Source organism: Sorangium sp. So ce836, from assembly GCF_028553905.1.
GTDB lineage: Bacteria > Myxococcota_A > Polyangia > Polyangiales > Polyangiaceae > Sorangium > Sorangium cellulosum_D.
This window is the reverse complement of sequence record NZ_CP102233.1, coordinates 14,223,220-14,236,140: the sequence shown is the minus strand read 5'-3', so window position 1 is coordinate 14,236,140 and position 12,921 is coordinate 14,223,220. Positions and strand designations below refer to the sequence as shown.

The following is a 12,921-nucleotide window of genomic DNA, read 5'->3' as shown; positions in this document are numbered from 1 at the left end:
CATTCGTTGGCTACCCGACCACACGCTGTGGGCGGGCGCCCCCGGCCGGGACGCCGGGTCCCGGAACGAGCTTGCTGCATGGGCGGATGTACCCGTACTCTGACCGGGTCCCCGATGCCGCCGCAGCACTTCATCCGATGCCAGGCGTGCGGGTTGCCGCACCCGTCGGACACCGAGAGGTGCCCGGTGCACGGCACGGCGGTCACGCCGAGCGTCGCCCCGCCCTCCTCGACGCGGGTGCCGCCGACGAGCCGGGGCGAGTCGCTGTGGCCGGTGGACGGCCCGCTGCCGCCCGACATCGATCCAGATCAGCCCCGGCCGACGAAGGAGGCCCCGCTCGTCGGCCGGCTGCTGCACGATCGCTACCGCATCCTCGGCGTCATCGCCAAGGGCGGGATGGGGATGGTCTACGACGCGATCCACATCGGCCTGCGGCGCCGGGTCGCGATCAAGACGCTCCGCGCCCAGTACGCGCAGAGCAAGACGGCGATCGCCCGCTTCCACAACGAGGCGGCCGTCGCCGGCCGCTTCGGCCACCCGAACATCGTCGAGGTGTACGATCTCGGCGTCCTCGAGGACGGCACGCCCTACCTCGTGATGGAGCGGCTCGAAGGCGAGACCATCACCGAGCGGCTCGGGCGCGAGCGCCCGATGCCCATCCCCGTCGTGCTGGACGTGGCGGTCCAGGTCCTGAGCGCGCTCGTCGTCACGCACAACGAGGGCATCCTCCACCGCGATCTCAAGCCGGACAACATCTGCCTCGTCGGCGGCGATCGCGGCCCGCTCACCGTGAAGGTGCTCGACTTCGGCGTCGCCGAGGCGTTCAGCACCGGGCCCGCGGCGTCGATCCTCGTCTCGACGGGCGCCGCGGGGAGCCACTCGGTGGCCGGCACGCCCGCCTTCATGGCGCCGGAGCAGGCCCAGGGCGTCCGCGACCTCGACGCGCGCGCGGACCTCTACTCGGTGGGCATGCTGCTCTACGTGATGCTCACCGGGCAGCTGCCGTTCAAGGCGCCGACGCCGGCGGCGCTGCTCGCCGAGATCCAGCGCGTCAAGCCGATCCGCCCGCGCATGCTGCGGCCGGAGGTGCCGCACTCGCTCGACGTCGCGACGATGCGCGCGCTCGCGCTCGACCGCGACGAGCGCTTCCCGAGCGCGGCCTCGATGATGGACGCGCTCGAGCAGGTGCAGATCGAGGCGGCGATCGGCGGCGGCGCGCCGACCGAGCCGGCGGGCGAGCCGGTCGATCCGGACTCGGAGAAGGTGGAGTACTTCTACCGGAAGAGCGTGCTCCCGCCGCCCATGGAAGACTGAGCGGCACATCGATCATGCGAGCCGTCGTCATTCGCGAGCCGGGCGGTCCCGAGGTCCTCGAGGTGCGCGAGGTGGACGCGCCCGACGTGCCCGAGGGGCACGTGCGCGTCGCCGTCCGCTTCGCCGGCGTGAACCGCGCCGATCTGCTGCAGCGGCTCGGCATGTACCCGGCGCCGCCCGGCGCGCCGCCCGACGTGCCGGGGCTCGAGTACGCCGGCGTCGTCGAGGCCGCGGGCAAGGGCGCGCGCCGCTTCGCGCCCGGCGATCGCGTCTTCGGCCTGGTCCCGGGCGGCGCCTACGCCGAGCGGATCGTCGCCCACGAGCGCGAGGTCGCGCCGGTGCCGGACGGGCTCTCCGACGAGGAGGCGGCGGCGGTCCCCGAGGCGTTCGTCACCGCCTACGACGCGCTCGTCACGCGCGCGCGGCTCGCCCCCGGCGAGCGCGTGCTCGTGCACGCGGCCGGCAGCGGCGTGGGCACGGCCGGCCTCCAGATCGCCCGCGCGCTCGGGTGCTTCGTCGTGGGGACGTCGCGCACGCAGGACAAGCTCGACCGCTGCCGGGAGCTCGGGCTCGACGCCGGGATCGCGGCGCCCGGCGGGAAGTTCGCCGACGAGGTGCTGAAGGCGACGCGCGGCGCGGGCGTCGACGTGGTGCTCGACCTCGTCGGCGGCTCCTACGTCGCCGAGGGCCTCAAGGCGTGCGCGCCCCGGGCGCGCATCGCGCTCGTCGGGCTGACGGCCGGCGCGTCCGCGGAGCTCGACCTGCGCGAGCTCCTGCGCAAGCGCGTCGAGCTCATCGGCACCGTGCTCCGCTCGCGCCCGCTCGAGGAGAAGATCGCCGCGGCGCAGGCGCTCGAGCGGAACATCTCGCCGTGGCTCGCGCGCCGCGCCGTGCGGCCCGTCGTCGACCGGGTCTTCTCGATCGACGATGCCGCCGCAGCGCACATTTACATGGCCAGCAACGCCTCGTTCGGGAAGGTGCTGCTCCGCATCGGCGCGTGAGCGGGCGGGTGCGGCGTCACCCGCCGGGGCCGAGCAGCTTCGCGAGCGCGCCGGCCTCGGCGTCGTGCGCGTCGGCCTCGTCGGCCGGCGTCCACGACATGTCGAGCTCGAGCCGGTACGAGCCCTCGAACGCGTGCGGCGGCGCGCCGCCCCACTCCTCGGGCGAGAGCATCGAGAGGTAGCGGACGCCGTCGCCGCGCCGGTAGAGGTGGTAGACGTGGCCGGGCCGCTTCTTGAAGTTGCACGCCGCCCGGTGGAGCTCGCCGTCGCGCTGCGCCGCCTCGAGGACCTGCCGCGCCTGCTCCTGCAGCGACCGGATCTGCCGGGCGATCTGCGCGAGCTTGCCGCCGGTGACCGCGCCGAGCAGCGTGTCGGCCTGCTGGATCTCGCGCGCCACGTCGACCAGCTCGTGCGGCGCGGAGAGCCGGCTCAGGGGGTACGGCGAGGTGCGGGCGGGCCCCTCGTGGCGGCCGCCGCCGTGCTTCGTGAAACCGTCGTCGCTCATGCGGAGACCCTGAGCTTAGTGCAGCGCGCCCCCGCGCTGTAGCGACGACGTCACGGGTCGGGGCAGCCGTCCTCGTCCTCGACGCCGTCCTCGTCTTCCTTCTGCGCCGGGCAGCGGTCCTCGTCGTCGAGGACGCCGTCCTCGTCGTTGTCCCCCTCGGGGCAGCCGTCCTCGTCCTGGAAGCCGTCGCGATCCTCGGCGAGCTCGCGGCACTGGTCGACGTCGTCGTCCACGCCGTCGCCGTCGCCGTCGTGGACGCGCGGCGTCCACGCGACCGAGAGGACCGCGCGCAGCGGCGCGGTGCCGACGCCGCCCACGAGCGCGGTGCCGACGCCGCCCAGGAACGAGACGTCGCCGAGCGCGTAGCGCGCTGCCAGGCCGAGCTCCAGCGCGGCCGTCTCCTGGTTCTCGAACGGCGCGATCGGCGAGAGCGGCAGGTGCCCGTGCGCCTCCAGGAAGAGCGTGGCGCGCCCCTCCGGATCGATGCCCAGGATCTGCGGCCGGAACGAGAGGCCCAGGCCGAAGGGGAGCTCGTGGCCGAACACCGTCGGGCACGGGTCCCCCGCGGCGGTGACCGGGGTCGCCCGGCACGCGAAGCGGGCCTCGTCGGCGCGGAGCTTGAGCCCGGCCGCGAGGTGCGCGCCGAACGCGATCAGGCGGTACTCGGCGAGGAGCCTGAGCTCGTTCGTGACGCTCCCCTCGCCCACGAACGACGCCTCGTCGCCCGTGGGCAGCGTGAGGCGCTCGTGCAGCGCGAGCGCGAGCCCGCCGAGCTCGCCGCCGGTGGGCTGCACGAGCGTGAGCTTGCCGACGAGGCCGAGATCGCCGAGCGCCTGCGCCGGGACCCACGTGTCGCCGAGCACCCGCGTGGCGTCGGACGTGGGCGCGTCGCCGGACTGGTAGAGGACCACCGGCAGCGTGAGCCCCACGAGCAGGCGCCGCGCGATGCCCACGCCGGCCGCGAAGTCCGCGCTGACCTGGTGGCGGAGGACGTCGAAGCGGGCCTCGTCCGAGGCCGGGTGGCGGAGCACGATGGGGCGGTAGGCGTAGGAGGCCCAGAGGCTCGCGCTCCACTCGCCCGTGTCCGGGGTGGAGGCGGGCTCCGAGTAGACGCCGGACCCGGGGTCGATCGAGGCGCGGAACCCGCGGAGGTCCGCCGACGGCTGGGCGGCGGCGGGCGAGGCCACGGAGACGGCGAGCAGCGAGGACAGGGCGATGGCGCTCGGTCGCATGGCCGGAGGAGACTAGACCAGCGCCGGGGAAAGTGGGGCTCGAGTCGCCCGCGGCGCGCCGCCCCCGCCCGCGCCAGCGCGCGGCGACCCCGCCCGCGCCAGCGCGGCGGACAACCGACGAGCGGCCGGCGGCGTCGCCCGAAACATCGCGTTCCGCCGCGGGTTGTGCGATAGCGGGGGCATGGACTCCATCCGGATCCGGGGCGGCAAGCCGCTCTCCGGCAAGATCCGCATCAGCGGCGCGAAGAACGCGGCGCTGCCGATCCTCTGCGCGACGCTGCTCTCCGACGGCGAGAGCCTGCTCCGCAACGTGCCCGCGCTCCGCGACATCGACACGACCTCCGCGCTGCTCCGGTTCCTCGGCCGCAACGTCGAGGTCGCGCCGCCGCTCGTCAAGGTCGGCGCCGGCGACAACGTGCGGCCCGAGGCCCCGTACGAGCTCGTCAAGCAGATGCGCGCGAGCGTGATGGTCCTCGGCCCGCTGCTCGCGCGCTTCGGCCGCGCCAAGGTGTCGCTCCCCGGCGGCTGCCAGATCGGCACGCGCCCGGTCGATCAGCACCTCAAGGGGCTCGAGGCGCTCGGCGCGACGATCCGGCTGTCGCGCGGCTACATCGTCGCGGAGTGCAAGCGGCTGCGCGGCGCCGAGGTCGTGTTCGATCTGCCGACGGTGACCGGCACCGAGAACCTGATGATGGCCGCCGCGCTCGCGAAGGGCCGCACCACGCTGGTGAACTGCGCCCGCGAGCCCGAGGTCGAGGAGCTCGGCCGGGTGCTCAACAAGATGGGCGCGCGCGTGAGCGGCGCCGGCACGGACGTCATCCACATCGAGGGCGCCGACGAGCTCGAGCCGTTCGACCACGCGATCATCTCGGATCGGATCGAGGCCGGCACGTACATGGTCGCGGCGGCCGCCGCCGGCGGCGACGTGCTGATCGAGAACGCGCCGCTCGAGGACCTCGAGGCGGTCGCGGCCAAGCTCCGCCAGGCGGGCGTCGAGGTGGGCCGCGAGGGCGACTGCGTGCGCGTCCGCCGCGACGGCCGGCCGCTGCGCGCCGTCGACGTCACGACCGCGCCGCACCCCGGCTTCCCGACCGACATGCAGGCGCAGTTCATGGTCCTGATGTGCCTCGCGCAGGGCACGTCGCGCATCGTCGAGACCATCTTCGAGAACCGCTTCATGCACGTGCCCGAGCTCGCGCGCATGGGGGCGCACATCGACGTGGACGGCCACACGGCGCACGTCCACGGCGGCGCGCCGCTGTCGGGCGCGACCGTGATGGCGACGGATCTGCGCGCGAGCGCCTCGCTCGTCATCGCCGGGCTCGTGGCGACCGAGGGCGAGACCGAGGTGCTGCGCGTCTACCACCTGGACCGCGGCTACGAGTTCATGGAGCGCAAGCTCGCGCAGCTCGGCGCCGACACGGTGCGGGTCGAGGGGCGGGCCGGATGACGAAGCCGCTCACCATCGCCGTGCCCAAGGGGCGGATCCTGAAGGATCTGATCCCGCTCGTGCAGCGCGCCGGCCTCGACAGCACGCCGCTCCAGGAGAACGATCGCCGCCTGGTCCGGCCCACGGCGGACGGCGCCTTCCGGTACGTGTTCCTGAAGCCCGACGACGTGCCGACCTACGTCGAGTACGGCGCCGCCGACCTCGGGGTCTCCGGCCGCGACACGCTCCTCGAGCGCCGCCACGATCTCTACACGCCGCTCGATCTCGGGATCGGCCGCTGCCGCCTCGTCGTGGCCGGGCCGGAGGGGACGCCGATCCCCGACCTGCCGCGCGTGGCCACGAAGTACCCGCGGATCGCCGGGGATCACTTCGCGAGCAAGGGCGTGGTGGCCGAGATCATCCCCGTCCACGGCTCCGTGGAGCTCGCGCCGCTCGTCGGCCTCTCCCACCTGATCGTCGATATCGTCGAGACGGGCGCCACGCTCCGCGAAAATCGCCTCGAGGTGCTCGAGACGGTCACCGAGGTGAGCACCCTTCTCATCGCGAACCGCGCGTCGTACAAGCTGCGGAGCGACGCCGTGCGCCCGCTGGTCGAGCGCCTGCGGGCCGCGACGGCCGGCGTGGCGCGGTGACCGCCGCGGGCGCGCCCGCCGCCGCCGGCGGATGAGCCCGCCGATACCCGGGACACGAGAGAGAGGAGGCCCAGCTGCTACCGCTATTCGCCGCGCTCCCGGCCGACATCGACGCGTGGGTGGGCGGGGGGACCAGCATCGTCGCCGGCGTGCACCGCGATCCCCCGGGGACCCGCCGCCTCGACGCCATCGCCCAGGCCGAGGTCGGGCTGCGGCTCGCGAGCGAGTCGCTGTATTTCCGGCTCGATCTCGACATGCAGGCCACCTCGGCGCCGCTCGGCCTGCCGGCGTTCGGCCTGCCGGCGTTCGTCTACCCCGAGTGGTCGCTGCCCGCGCAGGAGCTCAAGATCGGCCCGCCCGAGTGGGCGATGCTCCAGATCGGCCGCGAGGACTACCACCTCCGGCTGGGCATCGTCTCGCACGCGATTGGCATCGAGGACTGGGACAGCTGGACCAACTACTTCCCGACCTTCTCGACGATGATCAGCACGGTCCCCGGCCGGATGCTCGGCGTCGAGCCCGGGCTCGTCCTCGGCGAGGGATACGAGATCAACGTCTTCGGCGGCTTCGACCTCGACGTCGACGCGCCGACGTTCGGCGCCGGCCTGACCACGATGCAGGCGCTCTGGTCGACCTGGTCGGGCGTGGCGTTCTATCCGACGATCGATTTCTACTCGGCGGTCGTGGCCCTGGAGCTCTACCCGGCCGAGGCGCTGTCGGTGTCGATCGACGGCAGCGTCGGGCTGGTCGGCGCGGCGGACGAGGCCGGCGCGATCGAGCTCAAGCCGTGGGTGGGCGGCGAGGTCATCGCCAATATCCTTCCGAGCATGCCAATCCATCCGCTCGTCCGAGTCCAGGCTCTCCACGAGCACGAGGGCGCGCTCTCTGCGTTCCTGTTCGCGCCCCAGCCGAGCGTCTCCGCGAGCGCCGGGCTCACCTTCACGCCGTTCGACGAGCTCAAGATCAGCCTCGAAGGCAAGGCCTCCAAGGTCGGGGACGACATCCTGCCCGGCCTGTTCGCCCTCGTGGCCCTCCGCCGACCCGAGCCGCCCCCGTACGCCGCCAAGTGACGAGAAACGGCAGCGGCGCTGTGGGCGCGGGACGCCGTCGCCGTCAGCGCCCGTCGCCGCGCGCCTGACAGCGACGGAGGCAGACGGCGTCGAGCGCCGCTGCGTCGCACTTTTCCATCGATGCGGCGGCCGACACGAAACACTCGAAACGGAGCGAGCGCGCAACCACGTAACCACGTCACCACGTAACCGCGCGACCGACGCCGACGACCCTGTTTTTCGCGTCTCGCGGGGCTCGCCCTTGTGATAGGGTTGCGGCCCCTCTCATGAAAATCCACGAGTATCAAGGCAAGCAGCTCTTCGCGCGCTACGGGGTGCCGGTACCGAAAGGGGAGCCCGCTTTCCAGGCGAGCGAGGTGGCGCCGATCGCCGACCGGCTGATCGCGCAGACGGGCAACCCGGTCGTCGTCGTGAAGGCGCAGATCCACGCGGGCGGCCGCGGCAAGGGCGGCGGCGTGAAGGTCGCGAAGGGCGGCAGCGCCGAAGCGACCGCCCTCGCCGAGAAGATCCTCGGCATGCAGCTCGTCACCAAGCAGACGGGCCCCGAGGGGCAGAAGGTCCGCCGGCTCTACATCGAGCAGGGCCTCGACATCGCGCGCGAGCTCTACTTCGCGATGCTGGTCGATCGCGAGCGCCGCCGCATCGCGGTGATCGCCTCGACCGAGGGCGGCATGGACATCGAGGAGGTGGCCCACAGCACGCCGGAGAAGATCTTCAAGCTCTTCATCGATCCGGTGCTCGGCCTCGCCCCGTACCAGGGTCGGCAGCTCGCGATCGCGCTCGGGCTCACCGCGAAGGAGACGCAGCGCCAGTTCCTCAAGCTCGTGGCCTCGCTCTACGCGTGCTTCACCGCGGAGGACTGCTCGCTGCTCGAGATCAACCCGCTCGTCGTGACCCGCGCGGGGGACGTCTTCGCGCTCGACGCGAAGGTGAGCTTCGACGACAACGCCGAGTTCCGGCACCCCGAGTGGAACGCGATGCGCGACGTCGACGAGGAGGATCCGGTCGAGCTCCAGGCGAAGCGGTCCGGGCTCTCCTACGTGTCGCTCGACGGCGACATCGGCTGCCTCGTGAACGGCGCCGGGCTCGCGATGGCGACGATGGATATCATCCTCCATTACGGCGGCAGGCCGGCGAACTTCCTCGACGTCGGCGGCGGCGCCTCGCAGGAGCAGGTCAAGACCGCGTTCCAGATCATCCTCCGGAGCGAGCGGGTCCGCGGCATCTTCGTGAACATCTTCGGCGGCATCATGCGCTGCGACGTCGTCGCGGCCGGGGTGATCGCCGCGGCGAAGGAGCTCGGGCTCAAGGTGCCTCTCGTGGTCCGCCTCGAGGGGACCAACGTCGAGGCCGGCCGCAAGCTGCTCGACGAGAGCGGCCTGACCATCCAGTCGGCGAGCTCCATGGCCGACGGCGCGCAGAAGATCGTCGCCGCCACGCGCGGCAAGGCCCAGGGCGGCGCCTAGGCGCCCGCGAGCACCGAGCCCCGAACCCAGTTGAGCAGCGAGCGACCGGCGATTGCCGAGCTCCTGTCCACGTTGAAGGTAGAGTAATCAAGCGATGAGCATCCTCGTCAACAAGGACACGCGGGTCGTCTTCCAGGGCATCACGGGCGCCTACGGGTCGCAGCACGCCCGCGCCTGCATCGAGTACGGGACCAAGGTCGTCGCCGGCGTGACGCCCGGTCGCGGCGGCCAGCGCTTCGAAGACAAGGTGCCGATCTTCGACACGGTCGAGCAGGCCATGCGCAACGAGGGCGCCGATGTCTCGTGCATCTTCGTGCCGCCGGTCGGCGCCGCGGACGCGATCACCGAGGCCGTGGACGCGGGCTGCAAGCTCGTCATCTGCATCACCGACGGCGTGCCGGTGCTCGACATGGTGCGGGTGCGTCGCTTCCTCGAGGGGAAGCCGGCGCGCCTCATCGGGCCGAACTGTCCGGGGGTGATCACGCCGGGCGAGTGCAAGATCGGGATCATGCCGGGCCACATCCACAAGAAGGGGAACATCGGCGTGCTCTCCCGCTCGGGGACGCTGACCTACGAGGCGGTCGGCCAGCTGAGCGCGCTCGGCATCGGCCAATCGAGCTGCGTGGGCATCGGCGGCGATCCGGTCGGCGGCATGGACTTCATCGACGTGCTCGAGCTCTTCAACCAGGATCCCGAGACGCACGGGGTCGTGCTGATCGGCGAGATCGGCGGCACGGCGGAGCAGCGGGCCGCGGCGTGGATCAAGAAGAACATGAAGAAGCCGGTGGCCGCGTTCATCGCCGGCCGCGCGGCGCCTCCGGGCAAGCGCATGGGCCACGCCGGCGCGATCATCGCGGGCGGCGAGGGCACCGCGGCCGAGAAGATCGCGGCGCTCGAGGCGGCGGGGGCCAAGGTGGCCACCACGCCGGCCGAGATGGGCGTCGCCATGCAGGCGGCGCTGGCGGCGGCACGCTGAGCCCACGCAAGGGCAGAGCCCGTCCCATGCGGACGGCGCTCTGCTCCTGGGAAATATTCTGCCTTCACCGGCTCCCCTGCTCGGGCAGCGCACGCGGCGAGCAGCGCGCGAGGTGAGCTCTTCCGGGATGGCAGTGGCCGGGATGGATTCCTGATCAGCGCAGCGCTCCGAGCGGCGAGCGGCGAGCGGCGAGCGGCGAGCGGCGAGCGGCCTCGACATGCGGCTGTTGCGCCGCGAAACTGGCTCTTATAGCGTGGCCGTCCACGCGTGCTCGGCCAGGTCCTCGACGGGAAGTACACCATCGTCCGCCTCCTCGGGCAGGGCGGTATGGGCTCGGTGTATGAGGCGATCGAGCTCGTCTCTGACCGGCGCGTCGCGATCAAGGTCATTCGCGCGGAGAAGAAGCTCAGCGACGATCTCGTACGCCGCTTCCGGCGCGAGGCGAAGGCGGCCATGGCCGCAGCCTCGCCGCACATCGCTCAGGTGCTCGACGCCGGGGTCGAGCCGGCGACCGGAGCCCCGTATATGGCGATGGAGTACCTCGCCGGAGGAGATCTGGAGGATCTGCTCCGTCGCCTGGGACCGCTTCCGCCCGACCTGGCGCTCCGGATCGTCGGCCAGGCGTGCATGGGCGTGCAGCACGCCCACGGGGCGGGCATCGTGCACCGGGACATCAAGCCGGCGAACCTGTTCCTTGCCCACGGCCATGGCGGGGAGATCGTGGTCAAGGTCCTCGACTTCGGGATCGCCAAGATCCGGACGGATCCCGCCTACGGCATCGATACGACAGGACTGACGAGCTCGGGGACTTTGCTCGGATCGCCGGTTTACATGTCGCCCGAGCAGGCGCGGGGCATCAAGACCATCGATCACCGGACCGACATCTGGTCGCTCGGCGTCGTGCTCTATCGCGCGCTCACCGGCCGCACGCCGCATCAAGGGGCCGACGCGATCGGCGCTCTCATCCTGGCCATCTGCACCAGACCGCCGCCGCTCGTGCAAGATCTCGCGCCCTGGGTGCCGGCCGAGGTCGCGTTCCTTTGCCATACCGCGCTCAGGATCGAGGCCGACGGTCGCTTCCGGAGCGCCGAGGCGATGCTGCACGGTATCCGGGCGCTCACGCCCGAAGGCCTCGGCTTGCGCGAGGACATGCTCGCCCCGCTCACCGAGGCGGAGCGCACGGCCGTCGCGCATCGGCTCGACTGCGCCACGACGCAGATCCTATCGAGTCCGTCTGCCGCCGCCAACGCGCAGCCCGATCTCCCCCCGCGCGACACGGCCGTCGCGAGCCAGGCGCTCCAGGCGGCCTGCCCAGGCGAGGCTCGCGTGAACCCGGCGCCAGGGCCCGTCCAACCCGGCGCGACGCCGCGGGAGGCCGGCGGCAGGATCCGACGCATGGGAGCGCTCGGCGCCGCGCTGACGCTCGCGCTGGGCGGCGCGGCGGTCGCAGCGATGGCGCTCCGCGAGGCAGGCGCGCGCGCCGGCGCGCGGCCCGAGGAGCAGCAGCACGTGGCGCAATCCCCGGCTGCGCAGCCCGAAGCCGTCGCGCCGGCGAGCGTGTCGAGCGTCGCCGTCCGGATCTCGCCGCAGGATGCGTCCGTGGAGGTCGACGGCGTGAGGAAGGATCCGAACGACGGAGCCATCGAGCTCACGGGCGCGCTCGGGACAGTGCGCCGCGTCCGTCTCTTCAAGGATGGATCCGAGCTGGTCGAGGAGGTCGTGATCACCCCACAGGGCGCGCAGCCGGGAGCCCTGGAGCTCGCCGCAGCCGCGCACAGGCGGCGCGACGCCGTGGAGAACGCGCCGCCCTCCTCTGCCGTCGTGCGCAGCGGCATTGCGCCTCAGAATCGTAAGAAAAAGAGGGTGACGGTCACCCGATCGCCGCCGGCGCCCACGGCCACGGCAGCTGCGGCGCCCCCGCCCAGGGAGATCACCGCCCCGGCGATCTCGGACATCGTCGAACCCTACAAGTAGCGGGCGCGCCCGCGCGTCGCAGCGGTGACTGCGCGCGCGGACGCGACTGCGCGCGCGGACGCCCTCGCGCTCACTCGAGCGGGATCGTCCGCCGCTCGGCCGAGCTCCTCATCGCGGCCTCGATGATGCGGATCACGTCGCGCGCCTCCTCGGCGCGCACCGGCGGCGGGGCGCCGTCGAGGATCGCGTCCGCGATCCCTTCGTAATAGGCCTCGTAGGCGCCGGGCAGGCTCTCGATCGCGCGCCGCTCGCCGCTCGCCGTGACCAGCGTGCCGAACCAGCGCGGCTCCTCCCTCCCCCACTCCGGCGTGCCGGGGCGCTTGCCCGCCTTCAGGGCCTCCTCCTGGCCGTCGATGCCGTACTTGAGGAAGCTCCCGCCGTCGCCGTGGACCGCGAAGCGCGGGCCCGGCTCGCACGCCAGCGTGGAGGAGCGCACGATCACCCGGCGCCTGCCGTAGTCGAGCGTGAGGTGGAAATAATCGACGGTGCGCGCCTCGGGCCGCTGCGCCAGGAGGTCGGCGGTGACGGCGCGCGGCGGGCCGAAGAGCACCAGGGCCTGATCGATCAGGTGCGCGCCCAGGTCGTACAGGATGCCCGAGCCCGGGGCCGCCTCCTCTCGCCAGCCTTGCTTGATGGCGGGGCGGAACCGGTCGAAGTGCGCCTCGTACGAGGCCACCTCGCCGAGCAGGCCCTGCTCGACGCAGTGGCGCACGGTGCGGAAATCCGCGTCCCAGCGGCGGTTCTGGAACACCGAGAGGAGCCGGCCGCGGCGGCCGGCCAGCGCGATGAGCTCGTCCGCCTCGGCGCTCGTGATCGTGAACGGCTTGTCGACGACCACGTGCTTGCCCGCCTCGAGCGCCGCGCGCGCGAGCGGGACATGGGTCTCGTTGGGCGAGGCGATGACCACGAGGTCGATCCCGGGCTCGGCGATCAGCACCTCGGGCGTCGGATGCACGGCGACGCCCGAGTGATCGGTCATGACCTGGCCCTCCCGTCGGGTCGCGATGGCGGCGAGGCGCAGCCGCGGGATGGCCCGGATCAGCGGGGCGTGAAAGACGGCGCCGGCGAGGCCGTAGCCGACGAGGCCGACATAGACGCGCTGGGACATGGCTGGCGAGCTCGCCGCGGACGCTAGCCCGAAGAGCCACTGGGGGGAAGCCCGGCGGCGCAGGCGGGCCGCCAGGGGCGTCCGCAACGCTCGCGATCGCGACGGGCGAACCCGCCCAGCGCGTCCGCAACCCTCGCGATCGCGACGGGCGAACCGCCCAGCGCGTCCGCAACCCTCGCGATCGCGACGGGCG

Annotated in this window: 11 protein-coding genes; 8 read left to right on the top strand and 3 right to left on the bottom strand. The window is 72.7% G+C overall.

Features of this window, described 5'->3' with window-relative positions; genetic code table 11:
* Nucleotides 1–153 precede the first annotated feature (153 nt).
* Together NQZ70_RS52000 and NQZ70_RS51995 are read left to right on the top strand one after the other, a co-directional pair.
* A complete protein-coding gene (locus tag NQZ70_RS52000; RefSeq protein WP_237244851.1) occupies nucleotides 154–1,314 on the top strand; it encodes a serine/threonine-protein kinase in 1,161 nt (386 codons plus the stop codon).
* Nucleotides 1,315–1,328: 14 nt separating this feature from the next.
* The gene (locus NQZ70_RS51995; RefSeq protein ID WP_129580862.1) at nucleotides 1,329–2,315 is read left to right on the top strand and encodes an NAD(P)H-quinone oxidoreductase; all 987 of its coding nucleotides are present in this window, start codon (nucleotides 1,329–1,331) and stop codon (nucleotides 2,313–2,315) included.
* 16 nt (nucleotides 2,316–2,331) lie between these two features.
* Here the strand turns inward: NQZ70_RS51995 and NQZ70_RS51990 are convergent, their stop codons facing one another.
* Entirely contained in the window at nucleotides 2,332–2,820 is a 489-nt protein-coding gene (locus tag NQZ70_RS51990) for a DUF2452 domain-containing protein (protein WP_129580861.1), read from the bottom strand.
* 50 nt (nucleotides 2,821–2,870) lie between these two features.
* The gene (locus NQZ70_RS51985) at nucleotides 2,871–4,052 is read right to left on the bottom strand and encodes a thrombospondin type 3 repeat-containing protein (protein WP_129580860.1); all 1,182 of its coding nucleotides are present in this window, start codon (nucleotides 4,050–4,052) and stop codon (nucleotides 2,871–2,873) included.
* Between the two features lie 181 nt (nucleotides 4,053–4,233).
* Between NQZ70_RS51985 and murA the strand changes: the two genes are divergently transcribed.
* The 6 genes from murA (at nucleotide 4,234) to NQZ70_RS51955 (ending at nucleotide 11,620) form a co-directional block, all read left to right on the top strand.
* On the top strand, nucleotides 4,234–5,502 hold the full coding sequence (gene murA / locus NQZ70_RS51980; RefSeq protein WP_129580859.1) for a UDP-N-acetylglucosamine 1-carboxyvinyltransferase: 1,269 nt from the start codon (nucleotides 4,234–4,236) through the stop codon (nucleotides 5,500–5,502).
* Entirely contained in the window at nucleotides 5,499–6,134 is a 636-nt protein-coding gene (gene hisG, locus NQZ70_RS51975; protein ID WP_129580858.1) for an ATP phosphoribosyltransferase, read from the top strand. The genes murA and hisG overlap by 4 nt, the downstream gene beginning before the upstream one ends.
* Nucleotides 6,135–6,253: 119 nt before the next feature.
* Nucleotides 6,254–7,204, top strand: a complete 951-nt coding sequence (locus NQZ70_RS51970; RefSeq protein ID WP_129580857.1) for a hypothetical protein — start codon at nucleotides 6,254–6,256, stop codon at nucleotides 7,202–7,204.
* A 266-nt stretch (nucleotides 7,205–7,470) separates the two neighbouring features.
* On the top strand, nucleotides 7,471–8,670 hold the full coding sequence (gene sucC / locus NQZ70_RS51965; protein ID WP_129580856.1) for an ADP-forming succinate--CoA ligase subunit beta: 1,200 nt from the start codon (nucleotides 7,471–7,473) through the stop codon (nucleotides 8,668–8,670).
* Nucleotides 8,671–8,764: 94 nt separating this feature from the next.
* Nucleotides 8,765–9,646 carry a succinate--CoA ligase subunit alpha gene (sucD, locus tag NQZ70_RS51960; RefSeq protein WP_129580855.1) on the top strand — a complete coding sequence of 294 codons (882 nt, stop codon included), beginning with the start codon at nucleotides 8,765–8,767 and terminating at the stop codon, nucleotides 9,644–9,646.
* Nucleotides 9,647–9,913: 267 nt separating this feature from the next.
* A complete protein-coding gene (locus tag NQZ70_RS51955; RefSeq protein ID WP_129580854.1) occupies nucleotides 9,914–11,620 on the top strand; it encodes a serine/threonine-protein kinase in 1,707 nt (568 codons plus the stop codon).
* Between the two features lie 70 nt (nucleotides 11,621–11,690).
* Here the strand turns inward: NQZ70_RS51955 and NQZ70_RS51950 are convergent, their stop codons facing one another.
* Complete coding sequence (locus NQZ70_RS51950; RefSeq protein WP_129580853.1) at nucleotides 11,691–12,728, bottom strand: oxidoreductase; 1,038 nt, start codon at nucleotides 12,726–12,728, stop codon at nucleotides 11,691–11,693.
* Between the last annotated feature and the right edge of the window lie 193 nt (nucleotides 12,729–12,921).

Excerpts from the sequence above, each read along its gene's own strand:
- NQZ70_RS51995 (WP_129580862.1), top strand. The coding sequence starts at position 1,329 with ATGCGAGCCGTCGTCATTCGCGAGCCGGGCGGTCCCGAGGTCCTCGAG.
- NQZ70_RS51990 (WP_129580861.1), bottom strand. The coding sequence starts at position 2,820 with ATGAGCGACGACGGTTTCACGAAGCACGGCGGCGGCCGCCACGAGGGG.
- NQZ70_RS51985 (WP_129580860.1), bottom strand. The coding sequence starts at position 4,052 with ATGCGACCGAGCGCCATCGCCCTGTCCTCGCTGCTCGCCGTCTCCGTG.
- murA (WP_129580859.1), top strand. The coding sequence starts at position 4,234 with ATGGACTCCATCCGGATCCGGGGCGGCAAGCCGCTCTCCGGCAAGATC.
- hisG (WP_129580858.1), top strand. The coding sequence starts at position 5,499 with ATGACGAAGCCGCTCACCATCGCCGTGCCCAAGGGGCGGATCCTGAAG.
- sucC (WP_129580856.1), top strand. The coding sequence starts at position 7,471 with ATGAAAATCCACGAGTATCAAGGCAAGCAGCTCTTCGCGCGCTACGGG.
- sucD (WP_129580855.1), top strand. The coding sequence starts at position 8,765 with ATGAGCATCCTCGTCAACAAGGACACGCGGGTCGTCTTCCAGGGCATC.
- NQZ70_RS51950 (WP_129580853.1), bottom strand. The coding sequence starts at position 12,728 with ATGTCCCAGCGCGTCTATGTCGGCCTCGTCGGCTACGGCCTCGCCGGC.